Raw genomic sequence first — 19519 nt, forward strand, 5'->3', positions numbered from 1 at the left:
CATAAAATGTCTGTCAATTTGAGAATTTGGCTTATTATCTATTATTTGGAAATACATTTCTTTGTCAGAAACGTACAGATGAGAATGAAAGATTTCAGATGAAATTTCAGTGTTTTTGAATTTTAAATTAATACAGTAATATTCTTTCACTTAAGATTTTTTTTCAAATGAAACACAACTAGTTTATAAGCAGAATAAACTTACTATGAGACTTCTTTTATAATGAGGTTGAATGGAAGTTATAGCAATGTTTATTCTCTTCTCATTTATTGAGAACTAAATATAGTAAAAAATCCCAAGCTGTTTGCTTGGGATTTTATGGTATCAATAATTATCTATTTCTGTAGTAGCTTCTTGTAAGCGTTTTATTCTTTTATAATTTTATAGGTAAGAGTTTTTTTCTTGGTTTTTACATCAATAAAATACAAGCCTTTAGGTGCTGATTTTAGATTGATATTAATGTTATTTTGTGTAGCGTTTTGTTGTAAAATAGTTTGCCCTAAAAAGTTTCGTACTGTATACGAAAAAGGAGTACAGTCTGCACAATTGATATTCACCATCTCTTTTGTTGGGTTAGGAAAAACCTTGAAGGTTGCAGCTGTTTGTAAACTGTTATCGGTTGTTTCAGATATTCTAGAAGCACTTCCCACAGATAAATTGATAACAGCACTCACACCTTTATGGTCAGAAGGCCATGGTAATTGGTTGGCTTCAAACGTGTCATTTTGGGTATTAGCAGTACTCGATACATTGTTAACATACGAAGCTTTTGGCCCCACAAGAGCAGCACTGGTTGCTGAAAGGGTAGCACCTCGGTAAAAAATATAATCAATACGATCTCTTTCGTCAGCTTCTGGTGTCCAGCTAGTGCTTCCAACACCCGTAGCTACAGAAGGCCACGTAATACCTGGGTTGGCAACTTCGTCAGGATATACTGCTCTATAAGCATCCACAAAGCCATTATTTTCTAAAGATTTGGTGGTATGCCAAGGAAATACAACACCATGATGATCAAACATATTGGCTTGTCTTGAGGTCCAGTCTAAATGCGAAGGTTCGTTAAAATCTCCCAATAGAATCACTGGTCGAGTTTCATTTTTTACGTGATTGATAAAAGCAGCAATTTGCTCGTCTCTTTGTGAGCCTAAATTTTGTTCTGTAATTGCAGCAGGATCTGTAACAGGTTGCGGATCTTGGTTTACAGATCCTATTTTACTCCATCCACTGTATGGTGAAGAGCCTCCACAGTTGTATCCTCTTGGAAGATAGGTAGCATAATAAGTATAGTCTAAATGTGCTGTAGCTACCACAACACTTTGTCCGTTAACATCTACATCAAACACAGAAATAGCTCCTAAGTTTGTGCCCGATGAGGTAATTGGGTATTTACTAATGATAGAAACATCACCATAAGCATATCCTCTGTTATAATTTAAGCCAATGGCCGCAAGGTTGTTTACAATTTTAGTGGTCCAATCACCCGTATAGTTTCTCACTTCGCTAAAACATACAATATCTGGATTTACTTCAGCAATCACATCTCTAATATAAGTCATTCCGTTAGGTACCGAAGTTCCTTCTTGCCAAATATTAAACTGTAGTACTTTAAGACTGTTTGTATTGCGTACGTTAACATAACCCGTTTTAGTAATCGTGTTACTTCCAGTAGCATTGGTAGCTGTTAATGTAACACTGTAAGTTCCTTCAGAAGGATATGTTATAGTAGGATTTTTAGCAGTACTCGTAGCAGGTGTTCCGCCTTCAAATGTCCAGTTCCAAGAGGTAGGAGTGTTGGTTGAGCTATCCGTAAAAGAAATTTGTTGTCCTGCAATAACAGAAGACGTATTCGAGGTAAAATTAGCTACAGGAGCTCCTGTTTGAATTAAAGTACCGCTTATATTAATCTCCGCAGCTGAGGTGTAATCTCCACCGTTAATATCTGAAGTGGCTACTAAACGTAGATATTGTCCTTGTTTTTTAGGGAAGCTAACGGTTTTTTCTGTTTGATTTGAAGCAAAAGTACCTGTTGCAACCGCTGTTCCCCAATTTGAAGGCGTATCACTTACATAAATTTTGTAGTCGGCAATTGTACCGTTGGTTCCTGTTTGGCGAGGTAGGTATTTTAGCTCACAAATATTATAGATATCGTTTAAGTTAATTTGGATTTCATGTGGGTGCGTTGGTTGGGTAGCACTCCATTCGGTATGCCAAATAGTTGCTGTGTCACCATCAAAAGCATTGGTTGCTACCCCATTTTCACCTGATGTTTCTTGGCTGTCAACATACTGTAAACTCCACCCAGTTTGTGAAATAGGAGGGCAGGTTGGAATTTCAGTAGTAATCGTAAAACTCGAGGAAGCTAAAACAGTATATCCATCATTTTTTAAAAAATAGATATCATAAGTTCCTGTGTTTGGTAAACCTGATGAAAAGGTAATAGCACCATTCTTTAGCTTTTGAGTGGCGTTTTTTTGTCCGTTTACGTACAACCAATCAATGGAACTAACCAAACCAGGAGTATCACCTTGGTTATATATACCAATCCAATCTTTTGCATTGCTAGGACCGTCTGAAAAATTGATGGTAATAGCTTTGTTAGGAGCATAAGTTGTTTTTGAGGGGCTTACGCTTTGAGCGTGTAAATTAACAAGACTTCCTACTAATAAGAAGCATGCAAAAAAAATAGTTTTTCTCATGGGGGTTAATTATTTTGATGTTGTATGAATTCTTATAGAATCTAATCTACAGAAATAGTTAATTGATTAAACATCAAATGTATAAACTAATCGTTTGCATGAGTGAAGAGAGCGTAAACAGTCTGTTAAGACATTGTTATTTTTGTGTTTTAATGTTTTTAATGAAGTTTTTGTTTAAGTTAATTTACGCTCTCTTCAAATGAAAAAGTTTAGCTTCTTTCATTTTTTTTATGCCCAGTAGCTAGTACCATTTCAGGAGATAAGTCTGTTATTTTTGCTCTCAACTCTTCTGTCATACTTATATCTAATGAAGCTAAAGCAGGTTTTAATTGTTCTAAATTACGAGCGCCAATTAAAGGTGCAGTTATTGCTTTGTGTGCTTTTACCCAGGCAATGGCAAGACTAACAGGGTTTAAGTTGTTTTGATTAGCAAAATCAACATAACTATTAACTGTTTTATAGGTAATTTCATCATTATATCGTTTTTGATACATCGTGCTTTCAGCAAAACGACCTTCTTTTTTACCTGTTTTATATTTTCCAGTTAGTAATCCTCCACCAAGTGGACTATAAGAGGTAACTCCTAATCCTTCACTTAATGCCATTGGTAATAATTCTGATTCGCATTGACGTTTTACTAAATTATACATGGGCTGAATAACAGAAATAGGAGTGTAGTTGTTTTGTTGTGTAACCGCAATGGCTTTCATTACTTGCCAAGCAGCAAAATTACTGAGACCTAAATATCGTACTTTTCCTTGTTTTACAAAATTGTCGAATGTAGCTAAGGTTTCTTCCAAAGGTGTGTTTTCGTCAAAAGCATGCGCATAATAAACATCTATGTAGTCTGTATTTAAACGTTTTAAGCTATCGTCTAAGGCTTTTATTAAGTGCCCTCTTCCTAAGCCTCTGTTATTTACACCTTCTCCTGTAGGAAAATAGGCTTTTGTAGCAATAACTACTTCATCACGATGTTCATGTATTAGTTTTCCTAAAATTTTTTCAGAAGTTCCATTGTTGTATATGTTAGCTGTATCAAAAAAGTTAATTCCTTTATCTTTTGCTGCTTGATATATGGCTTTTGAAGTTGATTCATCTGCTTCCCCTCCAAAGGTCATAGTACCTAGACATAATGTTGAAACTTTTAATCCAGAGTTTCCTAAAGTTTTATATTCCATCTTGTAGTTATATTATTGTATGTAAGGTGTTGGTAAAGTTGTTTAAAAAAAGGTTTTGAGAGTTTTTACTTGCACGTTGTAGTGATAAGAAAGGGTTTAAATCTTCTAGTTCAACAAGTAAAAGCGATCCATCTTTAAGTCGGCAAGCATCTACCCGAGTAATACCTTGAGATAGGGTATTCCATTCAATAAATTTGTTTGCAAACTCAAGGTCTTTTGAAGTTACGGCTATTTCTTCTAATTCCCATCGTTTTGATTTATCAGGAGCATATAAAGCGTATTGAAATTCCTGATTGATATAATAAAATGATATTTCGTATTCAAAATTTACAAAAGGTTGTATAATTTTATTTTCAAGGTTTGTTCTTTCTAGTTCATTTTTATTTAATACTTCCATACCAATGGAATCTGCGCCATTTTTAAGTTTTACTATATACTGTTCAGGATTTCCTAATAATGAAATATCAGAAATGTTTTCTACAGTTGGTATTACAGGAAAATTAAGTTGAGTTAACTCCATTAAATAGTCTTTACCTACCATATCTGCTTTTCCATCAAAAGAGTTAAAAGTATGTATGTTTTGTTTTTTAACTTCTGAAACAAAATTTTTGTAGTAAGTTTCGTAGCCTAAAACGGCTCCTGTATTTCTATAAACTATAAAGTCTGCTATATGTAGGTTTTCAATAGCTTGTTGTGGGTGACCAATAATTATATTAAAATGTTTCTTTAGTTTTGAAATAATAAATAAGTCTTCTTCGTAATAATTTCTTCCGTTGGCTTTATAAAATAAATCAGTTATATATAAAATACGTTTCATAGTTGTGTTTTTGAATTAGATTTCTATTGTTGTTTTAAAAACAGGTACAGCGCTGCCTTTTATTTGTATTTTAGTAGGGATGTTTTTTGATGTTTCTACTCGAACAAAAATATCTCCCGAACGTTGCATTTTTTCACCCTGTCTTCCTGTAAATTCAAAAACACTTCCGTTAAAATTAATTATTTTGTTTTGAACCAAATAACCACCTAAAGGTCCATTTGCGTTCCCTGTTACAGGATCTTCATGTATTCCAATGGCAGGAGCAAACATTCGTCCGTTTGTCAAAACATTTTTATTGTTAGGGTTTAGTGTAAACACGAAATAGCCATTGCAGTTTATTTCTTCACTTAGTCTTTCTAAGGCATCCATATTTGGAGTTAGTTGATTGAGTTTTTCATTACTTTTAATACCAATCATTACTTTAGAATGACCAGTTGAAGCAATTTGAATAGGATATTTTTTATCTCTATCAGAACCTTGTAAACCCAGAGCATTTAAAAGTTTTTCAGTTGTAGTTACATTAAACTCTGGGCTTAATTCAAACTTACCTTGTGTCATAATAATTTGATAATTGGAGTTGTTTTTTACAACTTCAATAGGTAAAATACCAATACTGGTTTTCATGTTTAAAACACAAGAGTTTAATTGTTCTTCTAATGCCTTTACATAAATAGCAGCTATGGTTGCATGTCCGCAAATAGGAACTTCGGTTGTGGGAGTAAAATATCGAATGACTCCATCATAATCTTTCGAGTTTGATGAGAGGATAAATGCAGTTTCAGAATTATTAAGTTCTCTGGCTATTAGTTGCATTTCTGTATCTGATAATCCGTCGGCATTTACCATAACTCCAGCAGGGTTTCCTTTAAATTTTTCTGTAGTAAAAACGTCTATTTGATATGTGAGATATGGTTTCATAAGAAGAATTTTTATAATGTAATGCTAACTTTCCCCATGTGTTTAGCCTTTTTTAAGTAAGCAAAAGCTTCTAAAGTATCATCAAAAGCAAATGTTTTATCAATTACAGGATGAATTTCGTGCAATTGAAAAGCACGTAACATATTGTTATACATTTCTGTTGAACCTGTTTCAATACCTTGTATTCTTGCTGCTTTCATCATAATAGTTCCTGTATCTATTACACCACTAGTACCATCAATAACACCTACCATACTTATTGTACCTTCACTTTTTACACATTGTAAAGATTGACTAATATGTGAACCTCCTACAACATCTATAACTTGATCAACTCCTTTGTTATTGGTTAGTTTTAGTACTTCTTTAGTCCAGTTTTTAGTTGTTTTATAGTTGATGGTATGGTGAGCTCCTAATGCTGTTGCTTTTTGTAGTTTTTTATCACTACTTGAGGTTATAATAACTCGGTAACCAGCTAATTTTGCAAGTTGTAACGCGAATAAAGAAACACCTCCTGTGCCTATGAGGAGTATAGTATCGCCTAATTTTAGGTTAGATTGTTCTACTACAGAATTCCAAGCTGTAAGTGCTGCTACTGGTAATGTTGCTGCTTCTTCAAAGGATAAATAGTTAGGGAATTTATGAAGAGCTTTTTCAGGTAAGACTACATACTCAGCCATAATACCATCTCTGTCTGAACCTCCTAAAGATTCTTTTAGTTTATTAGCGTTTAGTTGTCCTGTTTCCCAATTGGGCAAAATTAAAGAGGTAACATTATCACCTTCTTTAAATTTAGTTACTGTATTACCTACTCTTACAACCTTTCCAGCAGCATCGGAACCAGGAATTCTATTTTCGGTTGGTTTCCACTTTCCTGAACCTTCAGTAACAAGGATATCACGATAGTTTAATGAGATAGCCTTTATTTTGACTAATACTTCATTGGGTTTTATTTCAGGTATTTGTGTAGTTGTTACTTGTAACTTTCCGTTAGAGATTTTAAATAATTTCATCTGTTTTCTAATTTTATGATCACCGCCAGGGATGCTTTAAATGTACTTTTGTATTCGATAGACGGGAAGGGGAGAAAAAAGACGCAAAAAAAATTACTCTAAGAAATCAATGATTTTACCGTTGTCATCGGTAATAACATTAGGGCAGTCTAAAATATCTTCTTTTAATAGGTTTTTGGCGCGTTGTACTCTTGATTTAGCTCCTGAATAAGATATGTTTTTGTCTTGGGCGAGTTGTAATTGTGAATAATCTTTGAAAGAAGTAAGTAATATTGCTTCTTTATATTTTTCTGAAAGGTTACTTATTTTACCATTGATACAAGTAGAAAGTTTTGTATAGGTGTTATCTTCTTTAGCCTCTTCAGGAAATTCTATATCTGTATGACCTTCTTTTGAAGTTTGTTTTTTTCTGAAGTAGTCTAAAACTACATTTCTACATATTTGATATACCCAAGATGTTAGTTTAGAGGTGTCTTTAAGTGTGTCTATTTTTGTAAGAGCTTTTATAAAAACTTCTTGTAAGATATCTTTTGAGTCCTCTTCGTTTTTAACTCTACTTAAAATGAAACGATAAAGTTCTTGGTGAAGGTCATCCCAAAGTATTTTTATGTCTTTGTTCATTTTAGTTCGTTTAAAATTATGGAAGTATATTCAAATTTACTACTTTTTTCATCAAGTTAAAAGCTATGTATAGTTTATTATGTGTTGAACAATAGGGGAACAAAATAGGAGAATGAAGAATAGTAGTTAATTATTAGTTTTTGTCTTTCTAAGCTCAATTTCCATTGCTCTTTTATAAAAGTCAGCAAATTTTTTTTCGTTGTACTTAACTCTCATGGCTGCTAAAACATCTGGTAAGCCTAAACTAAACCAATCCCAAAGCATGGTGTCAAAATTGTATTTATATAGTTGTTTTCCTATTTCGTTTCTTATTTGTGTGATTTCAGCAGTTGAAATACCATGTTCATTTAGTAGCTGGGTTGTCTTAATATTTTCTTCTGGGGTAGTAGCCGTATCTAGATAAGGTTCTAGTAACCAGTTCCAGTTTTTTGTTTCTTTAAAAGTAGCTATGTTGTTTCTTTCTGTAAACTCTTTAAGTGGCTTGGTATGCTCTCTTGAAATAAATATAACTTCGTTATCAATTCTAATTAGTGGGGGATAGGATAGATAACAGATGGCTGTTATTTCTTTAGCTTTAATTTTTTTATTTGGGAATACAGTTGAAGGTTTAAAAGGATATGCTAAAATTTCAATCTCAGTTTCTAAGATTTTAGCTTCTCCAATACCACAAATCATATTATTCATTTCATAGTTTGTAGCTCCGAAAAAGGTGCCTTTTTTACTAAATATTTTCTTTAAAAACTTCAGCATTTTTGATTGGTTGAGTTTTACTCATTTAAGTCATTGACTAACTTTCTAGAAATAACTGTGTCGTAAATTATTTTTAGCTTCGTTATTTTGTTTTCAGAATCAAGTTCAATAATATCAACAACATCAAACTCTACTTTTTCATTGTTTTTTAAAGTCCATTTATAGGTAAAGTAAAGAGCTAAATTATTTGAGTCATTCTGTTCAAAAATTCCTTTTTGGAAAAGTTCAGAATTAGAAGTGTCATTATTTAATTCACGATAAAATTCGTCAGCTTTTTTAACTCCATAGATAGGAGACTCAACAATTCCTTTATTACTAAACAAATCAATAACCTTTTCTATATTTCCGTTTTCTAGGTGTTCTAGATATTTTTTTGCTACTTCACTTTTATTCATTGGTTCAAGGTTTATTTAAGGTTACATATACAGTTATTCTAAAGGTATGGTTTCTATTTTTATATAGTATAATGTGACTTTTACAAACTTGGTCAGTGTAACTACGAATATAAAAACAATCACTGCGAAAACAAACTACTTTTTACACAGTACTATCTACCGTATACATTTGACACTTGTAATTAATAATAAAACATTATATCAAACAAAGATGGAAGAACAAGTTGCTATTTTAAAAAATGAGGATTATTCTTTTAGAGAACTTAACGGAGGCATTGCAATTTTAGATTATATAGGACAGTCAACTAGTGTTGTGATACCCGACTATATAAACAATAAACCCGTGATGTATATATTAAGGGAAGCTTTTGATGATAAAGGACTCAAAGCGGTGGTTTTACCAAAATTTCTAGAGTATATAGATGAAGATGCTTTTTATAAGAATGAAATTAAAGAGTTGGTAATTCCTTCAAAAGTTACAGAAATTAGAGGAGGGGCTTTTGGAAGAAATAAAATTGAAAAACTTATTATTGAAGCGCCAATTACAACGATTCATATGTTTTGTTTTGTAGGAAATGCACTTACAAGTATAGATTTACCAGAATCAGTTACTACATTGTATAACGATTGTTTTGCAGAGAATGATTTTGTTGAGCTTACGATTCCTGAGCACATAACAACCCTAGGGAGCGATTCATTTAAAGAGAACAAGAAGTTAAAAAAGGTAGTCTTGCCTCAAAAATTAGAAGGTAGTATTACTGGAGCCTTTAGAGGATCAGATATTGATAATATTGATTTTGTGTTGTGCTAGGTAATATTAATTAGAGCTAATAAAAACAGTCGCTTTATTAAGTTATAGAGACTGTTTTTTATGTTTAGTTGGTTACTAAGCTTAATTGTATTTAAAACAAGAATAGGTTTTAAAAAGAAAATAGCGAACCGAAGTTCGCTAATAAATTTAATTACATTGGTTTTGGAACACACTTACAATTTTCATCAAACTCATGATCTTCATCACAAGGAAGCGGAAGGAAACGGCATTTAGTAGTTCTTATTCCTCCATTAATAAATTGTTGTTCCTGTTTGTTTAAAACAGCACCTAAGTTTGAAATGTTCTTTAACATAATTTTTGGTTTAAAATTTAATCAAAATTAGGTATAAATAAAAATGAAAGAACCTTTAAAACCGTAATAAAAGTAAGGTAAAACCCTATTTATAGGGGTTAACAGATGAAAGTATTTGAAACAAAATAAGAAGATATAATTACTTATAACAGTTGCTGTAGCCAGTATTTATTTTGTCAATATCCAGTTTATTAGGTCTTTTTTGTCTACAATAGCCCAACTATGAGGATGTCGTTCACCATTTGCTCTATATCCTTTGTTAGTTGTTGGTATATACTCAACATTATTAAAACCTTTAGTTTTTAAACTCTCATATAGTTTTTTGATATAGAAAGCATTCATTTGTTCATAATCGCCCATTCTATTCTTTTTCCACCAAAGAGTATCGGGTTCTGTGTAAAGTCTAATCTTAGTGTTTTTTAGTTTCTTTATGTTAGAAATATTGTCTGTACTAGAGGTAAATACAGCTTTTTTCTCGTATTTTTTAATACTATTTTTAGGGTTGCCAAAGTTATCACCTAATGTTTCTAATAGCCAAGTACTTTCTAGAATTGCAGGCTCTGAAAAGTTTCGTTCTATATTTTTTTCTGAAGACTTATACAAAGCAATCAAATCTATTGGAGAATCTACTATAAATACTCCTTTTGGATCGATATAGAACTGTTTCTTCCCAACAATATAATTGCTTATTAAAAGACTAACAACTCCACCGCTAGAAAAGCCTCCAATAAAAATATTGTCAGTTGGTAATTGATTTTCTGTAATTATAGTTTGTAAACTTTTAGCAAGTTGTTGTTGTTCGTTTTCTTCAAGCCATAATTTCTGATTAAGATTAGAAAGTATAACTGCAATATTATTTTTTCTAGCAATATCAAGAATTTTAAACTCTCTTTTAATGTCTTTAGCAACTTCTGGGTAGCCACCAAACAAAATTAAAACCGCCTTAACTTCTTTAGTTGGTTTATAAAGTTCGTAACCTTCTTTTATAAGCTCGGTAAACTCAAATTTTTCAGGAGTAACTTGTTGTTTCTCTTGTTTACTCAGCTTACAGGAAACAACCACAATAAAAGCTAGAATTAATATTATTGTAAGTTTTTTCATTTGTATTCAATGTTTTGCTAGGGGTAGTAATTTTGGTTAAGAGGTAGGCAAGAGTAAGTAATTACTTGTAACTATTGATATGAGGAGTATTATTTTATAAGTGCTCCTACAAGAACACCAATTAAACCACTTATAGAGCTAATCACTGGCACAACCCACCATCTACTATCTTTCTTATTTTCAAAAGCTCTTGTGTGCAAGTCAATTGCAACGGCTATTAAAGATTGGACTTCTGAACTGTTTAAAGGTGACCTCGAAATTTTTTCTTTCGCCTCAGTAGCTGGTAAATTATTTATTTGGTCTAAAGTTATTTCTTTATTTAGATCAACATGAAACCTTCTTTGTTTACTTCTCCTCCAAGCTAAAGAAACTTTTCCTTCATCACTATTAAATCTGAAAAATTCAGGATGCTCTTCAAAAACCTTTTTCCAATAAGCAAAATTAGATTCATCACCAGAAATCCTCATAGACCAACTTTTAAAGTCTAATTTATAAAACTTATAGATAGACATTACTTGAATAGCGGCTAGAACATCAGCTAAACGATTTTCATATTTAATGTATGGAGATTCATTTTTTGAGTGGAACATTTTATTGTTGTTTTAATAAAGGTTATTAATTAGAAAGTTATAGCTAACAGTTCCATATGATTAAAAGTAATGGGTTCAAGTCTAATATTTTTTGACACTTATAACTCCAAGTTGACTCAGAAATAGTAAAAACTGTCGTAATTGCGGTTATAGTTATTCTACAAATTTTAGAATTAACCTACCAATTGAATTAACACAATCTCTGGTGAATTCAGCTAGCCATTTATCAGAATCTTTATCAAAATGAGATTCACTAAAATTATTTCTTGCATTAGATATTGCGTTAGTAATGGTTCCAATTAAATTTAGCATTGGTTCTGGGAATTTTTTGTCAGTTTCAAGAAAACGAGCCTTTAAATCCTCTCTTACAATTTTAGAAATTTTTGATAATTCAGTTTCATCTTTTTGTGAAGGAACTTTTAAGAAAATATACGTCTTGAAAATTCCTTCTAATGATGAATATGCATAGGTCAAAGTTAGATTAAACTCTTCGTTTCGGATTGACTCGTCCATCTTTCTTAGACATTCTTCAAGCTTGTCAGAATTGTCAATTATATTTGGTATTTCGAGTTTTGGAACGGCAGTTTTGTTTGTGCTATCTAATTTTTTAACATCCTCTATTATTGTAGTTGGACAGTTTAAAAGCTCTAAATCTTCTATTATTTCTGTTGTATCAAAAGGTTCATTAAGCCAAGTTGAAAATGTTATTAAAAAATCTCTAATAAATAGATAAAACCGATTGTTGGCTTTTTCTATGAGATCATTCATTAATATGTTCAACGTATTAATTGAATCATATTTTTCATAATCCATTTCAAGAGAAATTACCCTACGTGAATTCTTGACATGATTATAGGTGTTTCTCCAATATTCTTCTAGTCCAGCTTGAATTCTTAATCTTTTAAAATCTCTAGATTTAAGAAAAGGACCAACGTTTATTTTTTTTAAGCTGTCAGCAAAGGGCTCAAGTATTGGTAGAGGGTCATTCATTTATTTGATAGTTTTTACTAATTACGCACAACTCGTTATATACTAAATTTTAGTTCTTTTACCCGATACAAAATGGAATATCATAAGATATAGCAATTTTATTAACACTCTCAAATATAAAAAAAGTAAGATAAAAAAGTGCAACTTTTTTATCGGGTCGACACCCCAAGCCTAATCGGGTCGACACCCCAAGCCTAATCGGGTCGACACCCCAAGCCTAATCGGGTCGACACCCCAAGCCTAATCGGGTCGCCACCCCAAGCCTAAGGGGAGTGACACTCCCTCGGTAAGGGGAACGATGCTCCCCGCCTAAGGGGAGTGTTATTCACTGCCTAAGGGGAGCAACACCAAACAAGTAAAAAGGTAAAATATTCGTATTGTGTAGAAAAATGTTTGTTAGGTGTTGTGGTGTATAAAGAAACCATTTTAAAAAACAAATACACCCCAAAGAGAAGTGTATTTAAGTGTAAAGTTTTATAAACAGTTAACTTAACAGCTAACAAAAGCACAGGTGGTGTTCTTGTTTGTTTCAATTTGTACCGTAAGTGAGAGTTGTGTAATTGTTTTTATACTAAAGGCTCTGCTTTAAAACCTTTACTTTTTACAATAGCAATTACTTCATCCGCAGTAATTCCTTTAGAACTTACGGTAAGAACTTTATCATCAAAATTAGTATCTACATTCCAATGACAAATACCTTCAGCATTGTCTAAATCAGTTTGAACTTTTGATACACATCCTCCGCAGTTAAGGTTTGTTTTGAATTTTAACTCTTTATTGTTTTCCATGATATTAAAAATTTATTTGTTATTGAATACTGCGAATTTCAGCACAACAGGTGTGTTTGTTGTTGTACAATTTTAAGATTGATTTGTGAGATTTACAGATTTACTTATTAAGTGAGATTTAAAACGTTCCGACACTTGCTAGTGCCGAAACACTTGTTACTTTTTCCATTTTAATCGTAAACTATTGCTAACCACACTAACACTACTCATAGCCATAGCTGCACCAGCAATCATAGGGTTTAATAAGAAACCATTAAATGGATATAAAATACCAGCTGCAATAGGAATACCAATAAGGTTGTAAATAAATGCCCAAAATAGGTTTTGTTTAATGGTAGCTACCGTTTGTTTTGAAAGCTTTATAGCTTGTGGTATTTTACTCAGGTCAGATGATATAATGGTCATTTTAGCAACATCCATTGCAATATCACTACCTTTTCCCATGGCAATACTTACATCAGCAGTAGCTAGGGCAGTACTGTCGTTAATACCATCACCAACCATAGCAACGGTTTTTCCTTGTTGCTGTAACTCTTTTACAAAATCGGCTTTATGTTGTGGTAATACTTCAGCTTTATAATGTTGAATACCTGTTTCTTCAGCGATAGATTTTGCGGTAGCTTCGTTGTCACCCGTAAGCATGTATAATTCAATATCCATAGCTTGTAGCTCCTTAATAGCTTGTACTGAGGTTTCTTTTATTTTGTCTGAAATAGCAAGTACAGAAAGTGCTTCCTTATTATTAGCAAACCAAATAACTGTTTTAGCTTGTTTACTCCATTTGTTAGCTTGTTTTATAAGTTCGTCAGCTATGGAAATGTTGTTTTCAGCTAATAATTTCTTATTACCAACAAAAAAGGTTTCCTCGTTATAATCAGCCTTAGCACCTTTACCTGTAATACTGTCGAAATTTGTTAGTGTGGTAGTGGCAGTATCTCCTAAAAACTTTACAACAGCTTCTGCTAATGGATGTTCAGATTTTTTCTCAATACTTAAAAGAATGTTTTTAGCGGTATCATTATTCTGTAACCAAGATATACCAGTAACCTCTGGTTTTCCTTCGGTAATGGTTCCTGTTTTATCTAAAATAATAGCGTTTACTTTTTTAGCAGATTCAAGGCTTTCAGCATCTTTAATTAAAATACCGTTTTCGGCACCTTTACCCACACCCACCATAATAGCGGTAGGGGTAGCGAGACCTAAAGCACAAGGGCATGCAATAACCAATACGGTGATGGCTGCTAATAATCCTTGAACAACTCCGTTATCTCCACCTAAAATAAACCATATAATAAATGTAATAACAGCAATACTCATAACTACAGGTACGAAAATACTGGCGATTTTATCAACTAATTTTTGTACAGGAGCCTTACTACCTTGTGCATCTTGCACCATTTTAATAATCTGAGCAAGCATGGTTTCTTTTCCAACTTTAACAGCTTTAAATTGAAAACTTCCTTTCTGATTAATGGTTCCTGCAAATACTTTTTCATTTTCTTCTTTTAATACCGGAACAGGTTCACCACTTAACATGCTTTCATCTACATACGAGCTTCCTGTAGTAACCATACCATCTACTGCAATTTTTTCTCCTGGTTTTACAAGAATAGTGTCACCTACGTTCACTTCTTCAATAGCAGTTTGCTTTTCCGTTCCGTCAGGTTGTATCACAATCACAGTTTTAGGCTGTAAACCCATCAATTTTTTAATGGCAGATGAGGTGTTTCCTTTGGCTTTTTCTTCTAATAATTTTCCTAAAAGAATAAATGCAATAATAACTGAAGCAGCCTCAAAATATACATGTGCTTCTAATCCTCTAGATTCCCAAAACTTAGGAAATAGCATGTTAAATACACTAAATATATAAGCTATACCCGTACTTAAGGCTACTAGGGTGTCCATATTTGCAGAACGATGTTTGGCTTGTTTCCATGCATTGATAAAAAAGTCTTTACCAAACCATAGCAACACTGGGGTAGAGAAGGCCCACATAATAGGGTTGGCGTAAGGCATGTTCATAAAAAACATACCAATAACAACTACAGGTAATGAAAGTATTACCGACCACATGGTTTTGGTTTTTAGTTGCTTGAACTTCTTTTCATGAATAGCTTCGAGGGTTTCTTGTTGTTTGGTTTCCTCTTCAATTAGCAAATCATAACCCGCACCTTGTACTGCTTTTTGCAATTTTGTAGCATTGGTCATGTTAGGAAGATATTCTACCGTTAAATTTCCGTTAGCAAAATTTACCGAAGCATTTACTACACCTGGTTCGTAGCTAACAATACTTTCAGCACTTCCTGCACAAGAGGCGCAAGTCATACCTAATACTGGAAATACTTTTTTAACAGTGGTAACACCATAGCCAAGGTCTTTTATAGTAGTAACGGCGTTTGCAAGAACTTCTTCATTAGTAACCGTAATAGCAGCTCTTTGGTTGTTTAGTTCTACTTTGTGGGTTTCAATTCCCTCAACATGTGCTAGTCCTTTTTCAACGATTAAAGCACAGTGCTCACTTTCCACACCTTCTAGAGGTAGGTAAATGATTTCTTTATTGTTATTTGTTGCCATTTTTTTACTGTATTAATTGTACAATACAAAGTTGGCATTAAGTTAGAGAAAATTTATTGTGGAATTTTGGAATTGATTTATAAGATTTACACCTCGTCTAATGGTTTTCTTCTGTCTTTACGAATTTTTTTAAAGTGACTAGGCGTTAATCCTGTAACTTTTTTAAACTGATTGCTTAAATATGCTACGCTTGAGTAGTGTAAACGAAAGGCAATTTCGCTTAATGATAATTCATCGTAAACGAGTAATTCTTTCACCTTTTCTATTTTTTGAGCAATAAAATACTTTTCTATGGTAGTGCCTTCTACTTCAGAAAAAAGATTGGATAAGTAATTATAATCGTGATGTAGTTCGTTGCTTAATAGTTCAGATAGATTGATTTTTGTTTCACTGTCTTGATGGTGTACCAAATTGATGATTAGGTTTTTAATCTTTTCAATAATGCGACTTTTTTTATCATCAATAATTTCAAAGCCTAAGTTAATTAGGGTTTTGTCTAAATGTTCTTTTTCTTCGGTAGTAAGCTCTTTTTTAAGTGTAACTTCACCTAATTTAATACTCTTTACACCTACACCTAGTTTGTCTAGCTCATTTTGAATGACCATAATACAGCGATTGCAAACCATGTTTTTAATAGTGAGTGTCATAGTGTTTTTAGTATAGGTGTTAGGTTTGCAAAGATAGAAATAAGGAATGTTTTTATTTTAAATTATATCATCGACTTATTGCAATAAGTTGCTTTTTCAAAATCTCTAATATTGATTGAAATAATAGGAACTTCAGAAAACATTAACTTCAATTCAGTAATAATTCTTTCAGAAAGATTCTTTTTTTGAGAGGTAGAGCGTCCCTCCATAATATTTGCAAAAATGTGAATAAAATCATCAGTTGTGTTTCCTGTGGTATAATGCTCAAAAGAGTTAATTCTTACTTTTATATCTCTTTTATCAAACAGGTCAGTTGATTCTGCTGTGTCATACACTTTCTGAATAATTTCTGCTGGTGTTTTGATTTTTATAATGTTTTTAGAGCAATCAATTACGAAATGTGGCATAAGTTATTTTCATCTAATTTATAAGAAGGTGTGAGTAATTTATTTTTCTTCTTAAAGGTTATGGTGTAATAAAAATCCCAAGCGTTTTGCTTGGGATTTTTGTTTTATTGGTCTTCGTCTATTTCGGTACGAGACTCTTTTGGTTTTTCACCTTTTTCTATTTTTATAATGAGTTTTTTGTCTTTCTCATTTAAATCCATAAAGATGGTATCACCTTCATCAAGTTTTGAGTTTACAATTTCTTCAGCTAATGCATCTTCAATGTATTTTTGAATGGCTCTTTTTAATGGGCGAGCACCATATTGTTTGTCAAAACCTTTATCGGCAATATAATCTTTGGCTTTTTCGCTTAAGTTTAGTTTGTAACCTAAATCATCAATACGTCTTAGTAATTTGTCTAATTCAATATCAATAATCTTATGGATGTCTTCACGCTCTAATGAATTAAATATTACAACATCGTCAATACGGTTTAAGAATTCAGGAGCAAACGATTTCTTTAAAGCACCTTCAATAATACTTTTAGCGTGTGCATCTTCTTGCTCTTTTTTAGAAGAAGTTCCGAAACCTACGCCACCACCAAAATCTTTTAGTTTACGAACTCCAATATTTGAAGTCATAATAATAATGGTGTTTCTAAAATCTATTTTGCGACCTAAACTATCTGTTATATGTCCGTCATCTAACACTTGTAATAACATGTTAAATACATCAGGGTGCGCTTTTTCAATCTCGTCTAATAAGATTACAGAGTAAGGCTTACGACGTACTTTTTCTGTTAATTGTCCACCTTCTTCATAACCAACATATCCTGGAGGTGCTCCAATTAAACGAGAAATGGCAAATTTCTCCATGTATTCACTCATATCAATTCTAATTAAAGAATCGTCAGAGTCAAATAACTCACGAGCTAATACTTTTGCTAATTGTGTTTTACCAACACCAGTTGAACCTAAGAAAATAAAAGAACCAATAGGTTTATTAGGATCTTTTAATCCAACACGGTTACGCTGTATAGCTTTAACAACTTTGGTAACAGCTTCATCTTGACCAATTACTTTACCTTTTATTAATTGAGGTAATTCTGCTAAACGGCTACTTTCTGCTTCGGCAACACGATTTACAGGAATTCCTGTCATCATCGATACTACTTCAGCTACATTGTCTTCAGTAACAGTTTCTCTATGTAATTTAGAGTCTTCTTCCCATTGCTGTTGTGCAGACTCTAAAGCTGTTTCTATATTTTTTTCGTCATCACGAAGCTTTGCAGCTTCTTCATATTTTTGTCCGCTTACAGCTTTGGTTTTGCGTCCTCTAATTTCTTCTAATTTAGCTTCTAATTCTAAAATTTGTTGAGGAACCACAATGTTAGTAATATGAATTCTCGATCCAGCTTCATCTAAAGCATCAATAGCTTTGTCTGGTAAAAAACGGTCAGTCATATAACGATTTGTCAATTTTACACAGGCATCAATAGCCTCATCGGTAAAAGTTACATGATGATGTGATTCGTATTTACCTTTAATATTGTGTAAAATTTGTATCGTTTCTTCAACCGTAGTAGGATCTACAATTATCTTTTGAAAACGACGCTCTAATGCACCATCTTTTTCAATATTAGTTCTGTATTCATCTAAGGTTGTGGCTCCAATACATTGAATTTCTCCTCTTGCTAAAGCAGGCTTTAACATGTTAGAAGCATCTAATGAGCCTGTAGCGCCACCAGCACCAACAATTGTGTGAATTTCATCAATGAAAAGAATAATATCGTCATTTTTTTCTAGCTCGTTCATCAGCGCTTTCATACGCTCTTCAAACTGACCTCTATACTTTGTTCCAGCAACTAAGCTAGCTAGGTCTAAAGAAACAATACGTTTGTCAAATAAAATTCGAGATACTTTTCTGTCAATAATACGTAAAGCTAATCCTTCAGCAATAGCAGATTTACCAACACCTGGTTCACCAATAAGCATTGGATTGTTCTTTTTTCGTCTACTTAAAATTTGAGAAACACGCTCAATTTCTTTCAAACGTCCTACAACAGGGTCTAGCTTTCCTGCTATTGCTAAAGCTGTTAAATCACGTCCGAAGTTATCTAAAACAGGAGTTTTAGATTTTTTAACTTGCTTTCCTTTTTGAGACTGTTGCCCGTAAGGGTTTGACTTTTCGTCAGCAAATTCATCATCAGATGGTGTTTCTCCTATTGGTGAAATAAAAGTGTCATCATCTACGTGTAGTTCTTTGTACAAGTTTTTAGTTTGTTCATAATCTACATCATATTTTTGAAGTAGCTTTGTGGTAGGGTCGTTTTCGTTACGTAAAATACACAGCAACAAGTGTGCGGTGTCTATTGCGTTACTTTGATATAGTTTAGCTTCTAAAAACGTGGTTTTTATAGCTTTCTCTGCTTGCCTAGTGAGATGTAAACTCTTCCTTTGAGGGCTTGTTATAGATGGAGTTGTAGGATTTAACTTTTCTAGTTTATTGCGCACTAAATCTAAATCAACATCAAAAGTTGTTAATATTTCAATGGCTTTTCCATCCCCTTTCCTAATCAAACCTAACAAAAGATGTTCAGTCCCAATAAAGTCATGTCCTAGTCGTAAGGCTTCCTCTTTACTGAAAGTAATCACATCTCTAACCTGTGGTGAAAAATTATCGTCCATAAATTTATTTTCTGTCTCTGTAAAGTTAGTAAGTTTTTTTCTTAAAAATTACAAAAAAGATGCCAATAGTTTTTTACTGACATTCTGACGAGTAAAATAAGGTGTTTTAAAGTTTTTTTATCTTATAAAATTGTTAATAAATAACGATAAAACAGTTTATATATTTTTTGTGTAAAACTGAGGGTTGTAGTATCTTGCAATGTTTTAGAAAGTGCAGAGAACTAGAAAGCATTTTAAAAGTGAG

General features: G+C 32.6%; 18 protein-coding genes. 1 reads left to right on the top strand and 17 read right to left on the bottom strand.

The window, feature by feature from the left end:
* Positions 1 to 365: 365 nt before the first annotated feature.
* From C7448_RS06255 to C7448_RS06290, 8 genes are all read right to left on the bottom strand, one after another.
* Positions 366 to 2696, bottom strand: coding sequence for an endonuclease/exonuclease/phosphatase family protein (locus tag C7448_RS06255; RefSeq protein ID WP_115900506.1), 2331 nt, complete (start codon positions 2694 to 2696; stop codon positions 366 to 368).
* A 209-nt stretch (positions 2697 to 2905) separates the two neighbouring features.
* Complete coding sequence (locus C7448_RS06260; RefSeq protein ID WP_115900507.1) at positions 2906 to 3874, bottom strand: aldo/keto reductase; 969 nt, start codon at positions 3872 to 3874, stop codon at positions 2906 to 2908.
* 7 nt (positions 3875 to 3881) lie between these two features.
* Positions 3882 to 4691, bottom strand: a complete 810-nt coding sequence (locus tag C7448_RS06265; protein ID WP_115900508.1) for a hypothetical protein — start codon at positions 4689 to 4691, stop codon at positions 3882 to 3884.
* Between the two features lie 15 nt (positions 4692 to 4706).
* On the bottom strand, positions 4707 to 5609 hold the full coding sequence (locus C7448_RS06270) for a PhzF family isomerase (protein WP_115900509.1): 903 nt from the start codon (positions 5607 to 5609) through the stop codon (positions 4707 to 4709).
* An 11-nt stretch (positions 5610 to 5620) separates the two neighbouring features.
* On the bottom strand, positions 5621 to 6622 hold the full coding sequence (locus tag C7448_RS06275; protein ID WP_115900510.1) for a zinc-dependent alcohol dehydrogenase family protein: 1002 nt from the start codon (positions 6620 to 6622) through the stop codon (positions 5621 to 5623).
* Between the two features lie 93 nt (positions 6623 to 6715).
* Positions 6716 to 7243: a sigma-70 family RNA polymerase sigma factor gene (locus tag C7448_RS06280; RefSeq protein ID WP_115900511.1), complete on the bottom strand. Its 528-nt coding sequence runs from the start codon at positions 7241 to 7243 to the stop codon at positions 6716 to 6718.
* Between the two features lie 126 nt (positions 7244 to 7369).
* Positions 7370 to 7993, bottom strand: coding sequence for a hypothetical protein (locus tag C7448_RS06285; protein WP_115900512.1), 624 nt, complete (start codon positions 7991 to 7993; stop codon positions 7370 to 7372).
* A 17-nt stretch (positions 7994 to 8010) separates the two neighbouring features.
* Positions 8011 to 8388, bottom strand: coding sequence for a nuclear transport factor 2 family protein (locus C7448_RS06290; RefSeq protein ID WP_115900513.1), 378 nt, complete (start codon positions 8386 to 8388; stop codon positions 8011 to 8013).
* A 211-nt stretch (positions 8389 to 8599) separates the two neighbouring features.
* On the opposite strand from C7448_RS06290, the gene C7448_RS06295 reads away from it, so the two are divergent.
* Positions 8600 to 9199 (top strand): leucine-rich repeat domain-containing protein, encoded by a 600-nt coding sequence (locus tag C7448_RS06295; protein WP_115900514.1) that lies wholly within the window; start codon positions 8600 to 8602, stop codon positions 9197 to 9199.
* A gap of 151 nt (positions 9200 to 9350) precedes the next feature.
* On the opposite strand, the gene C7448_RS15790 is transcribed toward C7448_RS06295, so the two are convergent.
* From C7448_RS15790 to C7448_RS06335, 9 genes are all read right to left on the bottom strand, one after another.
* A complete protein-coding gene (locus C7448_RS15790; RefSeq protein WP_170137006.1) occupies positions 9351 to 9512 on the bottom strand; it encodes a hypothetical protein in 162 nt (53 codons plus the stop codon).
* 168 nt (positions 9513 to 9680) lie between these two features.
* Positions 9681 to 10613 (bottom strand): hypothetical protein, encoded by a 933-nt coding sequence (locus C7448_RS06300; RefSeq protein ID WP_115900515.1) that lies wholly within the window; start codon positions 10611 to 10613, stop codon positions 9681 to 9683.
* Positions 10614 to 10702: 89 nt separating this feature from the next.
* Complete coding sequence (locus C7448_RS06305) at positions 10703 to 11203, bottom strand: N-carbamoyl-L-amino acid amidohydrolase (RefSeq protein WP_115900516.1); 501 nt, start codon at positions 11201 to 11203, stop codon at positions 10703 to 10705.
* A 153-nt stretch (positions 11204 to 11356) separates the two neighbouring features.
* Positions 11357 to 12193 carry a hypothetical protein gene (locus C7448_RS06310; protein WP_115900517.1) on the bottom strand — a complete coding sequence of 279 codons (837 nt, stop codon included), beginning with the start codon at positions 12191 to 12193 and terminating at the stop codon, positions 11357 to 11359.
* Positions 12194 to 12759: 566 nt separating this feature from the next.
* On the bottom strand, positions 12760 to 12981 hold the full coding sequence (locus tag C7448_RS06315; RefSeq protein WP_047789774.1) for a heavy-metal-associated domain-containing protein: 222 nt from the start codon (positions 12979 to 12981) through the stop codon (positions 12760 to 12762).
* A 156-nt stretch (positions 12982 to 13137) separates the two neighbouring features.
* A complete protein-coding gene (locus C7448_RS06320; RefSeq protein WP_115900518.1) occupies positions 13138 to 15555 on the bottom strand; it encodes a heavy metal translocating P-type ATPase in 2418 nt (805 codons plus the stop codon).
* A gap of 86 nt (positions 15556 to 15641) precedes the next feature.
* Positions 15642 to 16202, bottom strand: a complete 561-nt coding sequence (locus C7448_RS06325) for a helix-turn-helix domain-containing protein (protein WP_115900519.1) — start codon at positions 16200 to 16202, stop codon at positions 15642 to 15644.
* A gap of 62 nt (positions 16203 to 16264) precedes the next feature.
* Positions 16265 to 16609: a 5-carboxymethyl-2-hydroxymuconate Delta-isomerase gene (locus C7448_RS06330; protein ID WP_115900520.1), complete on the bottom strand. Its 345-nt coding sequence runs from the start codon at positions 16607 to 16609 to the stop codon at positions 16265 to 16267.
* A gap of 104 nt (positions 16610 to 16713) precedes the next feature.
* Positions 16714 to 19275 (bottom strand): ATP-dependent Clp protease ATP-binding subunit, encoded by a 2562-nt coding sequence (locus C7448_RS06335; protein ID WP_115900521.1) that lies wholly within the window; start codon positions 19273 to 19275, stop codon positions 16714 to 16716.
* Positions 19276 to 19519: the final 244 nt, after the last annotated feature.

Source organism: Tenacibaculum gallaicum (genome assembly GCF_003387615.1).
Taxonomy (GTDB): Bacteria; Bacteroidota; Bacteroidia; order Flavobacteriales; family Flavobacteriaceae; genus Polaribacter; species Polaribacter gallaicus.

Coding starts and splice junctions, on each gene's coding strand:
- C7448_RS06255 (WP_115900506.1), bottom strand. CDS start 2,696: ATGAGAAAAACTATTTTTTTTGCATGCTTCTTATTAGTAGGAAGTCTT.
- C7448_RS06260 (WP_115900507.1), bottom strand. CDS start 3,874: ATGGAATATAAAACTTTAGGAAACTCTGGATTAAAAGTTTCAACATTA.
- C7448_RS06265 (WP_115900508.1), bottom strand. CDS start 4,691: ATGAAACGTATTTTATATATAACTGATTTATTTTATAAAGCCAACGGA.
- C7448_RS06270 (WP_115900509.1), bottom strand. CDS start 5,609: ATGAAACCATATCTCACATATCAAATAGACGTTTTTACTACAGAAAAA.
- C7448_RS06275 (WP_115900510.1), bottom strand. CDS start 6,622: ATGAAATTATTTAAAATCTCTAACGGAAAGTTACAAGTAACAACTACA.
- C7448_RS06280 (WP_115900511.1), bottom strand. CDS start 7,243: ATGAACAAAGACATAAAAATACTTTGGGATGACCTTCACCAAGAACTT.
- C7448_RS06285 (WP_115900512.1), bottom strand. CDS start 7,993: ATGCTGAAGTTTTTAAAGAAAATATTTAGTAAAAAAGGCACCTTTTTC.
- C7448_RS06290 (WP_115900513.1), bottom strand. CDS start 8,388: ATGAATAAAAGTGAAGTAGCAAAAAAATATCTAGAACACCTAGAAAAC.
- C7448_RS06295 (WP_115900514.1), top strand. CDS start 8,600: ATGGAAGAACAAGTTGCTATTTTAAAAAATGAGGATTATTCTTTTAGA.
- C7448_RS15790 (WP_170137006.1), bottom strand. CDS start 9,512: ATGTTAAAGAACATTTCAAACTTAGGTGCTGTTTTAAACAAACAGGAA.
- C7448_RS06300 (WP_115900515.1), bottom strand. CDS start 10,613: ATGAAAAAACTTACAATAATATTAATTCTAGCTTTTATTGTGGTTGTT.
- C7448_RS06305 (WP_115900516.1), bottom strand. CDS start 11,203: ATGTTCCACTCAAAAAATGAATCTCCATACATTAAATATGAAAATCGT.
- C7448_RS06310 (WP_115900517.1), bottom strand. CDS start 12,193: ATGAATGACCCTCTACCAATACTTGAGCCCTTTGCTGACAGCTTAAAA.
- C7448_RS06315 (WP_047789774.1), bottom strand. CDS start 12,981: ATGGAAAACAATAAAGAGTTAAAATTCAAAACAAACCTTAACTGCGGA.
- C7448_RS06320 (WP_115900518.1), bottom strand. CDS start 15,555: ATGGCAACAAATAACAATAAAGAAATCATTTACCTACCTCTAGAAGGT.
- C7448_RS06325 (WP_115900519.1), bottom strand. CDS start 16,202: ATGACACTCACTATTAAAAACATGGTTTGCAATCGCTGTATTATGGTC.
- C7448_RS06330 (WP_115900520.1), bottom strand. CDS start 16,609: ATGCCACATTTCGTAATTGATTGCTCTAAAAACATTATAAAAATCAAA.
- C7448_RS06335 (WP_115900521.1), bottom strand. CDS start 19,275: ATGGACGATAATTTTTCACCACAGGTTAGAGATGTGATTACTTTCAGT.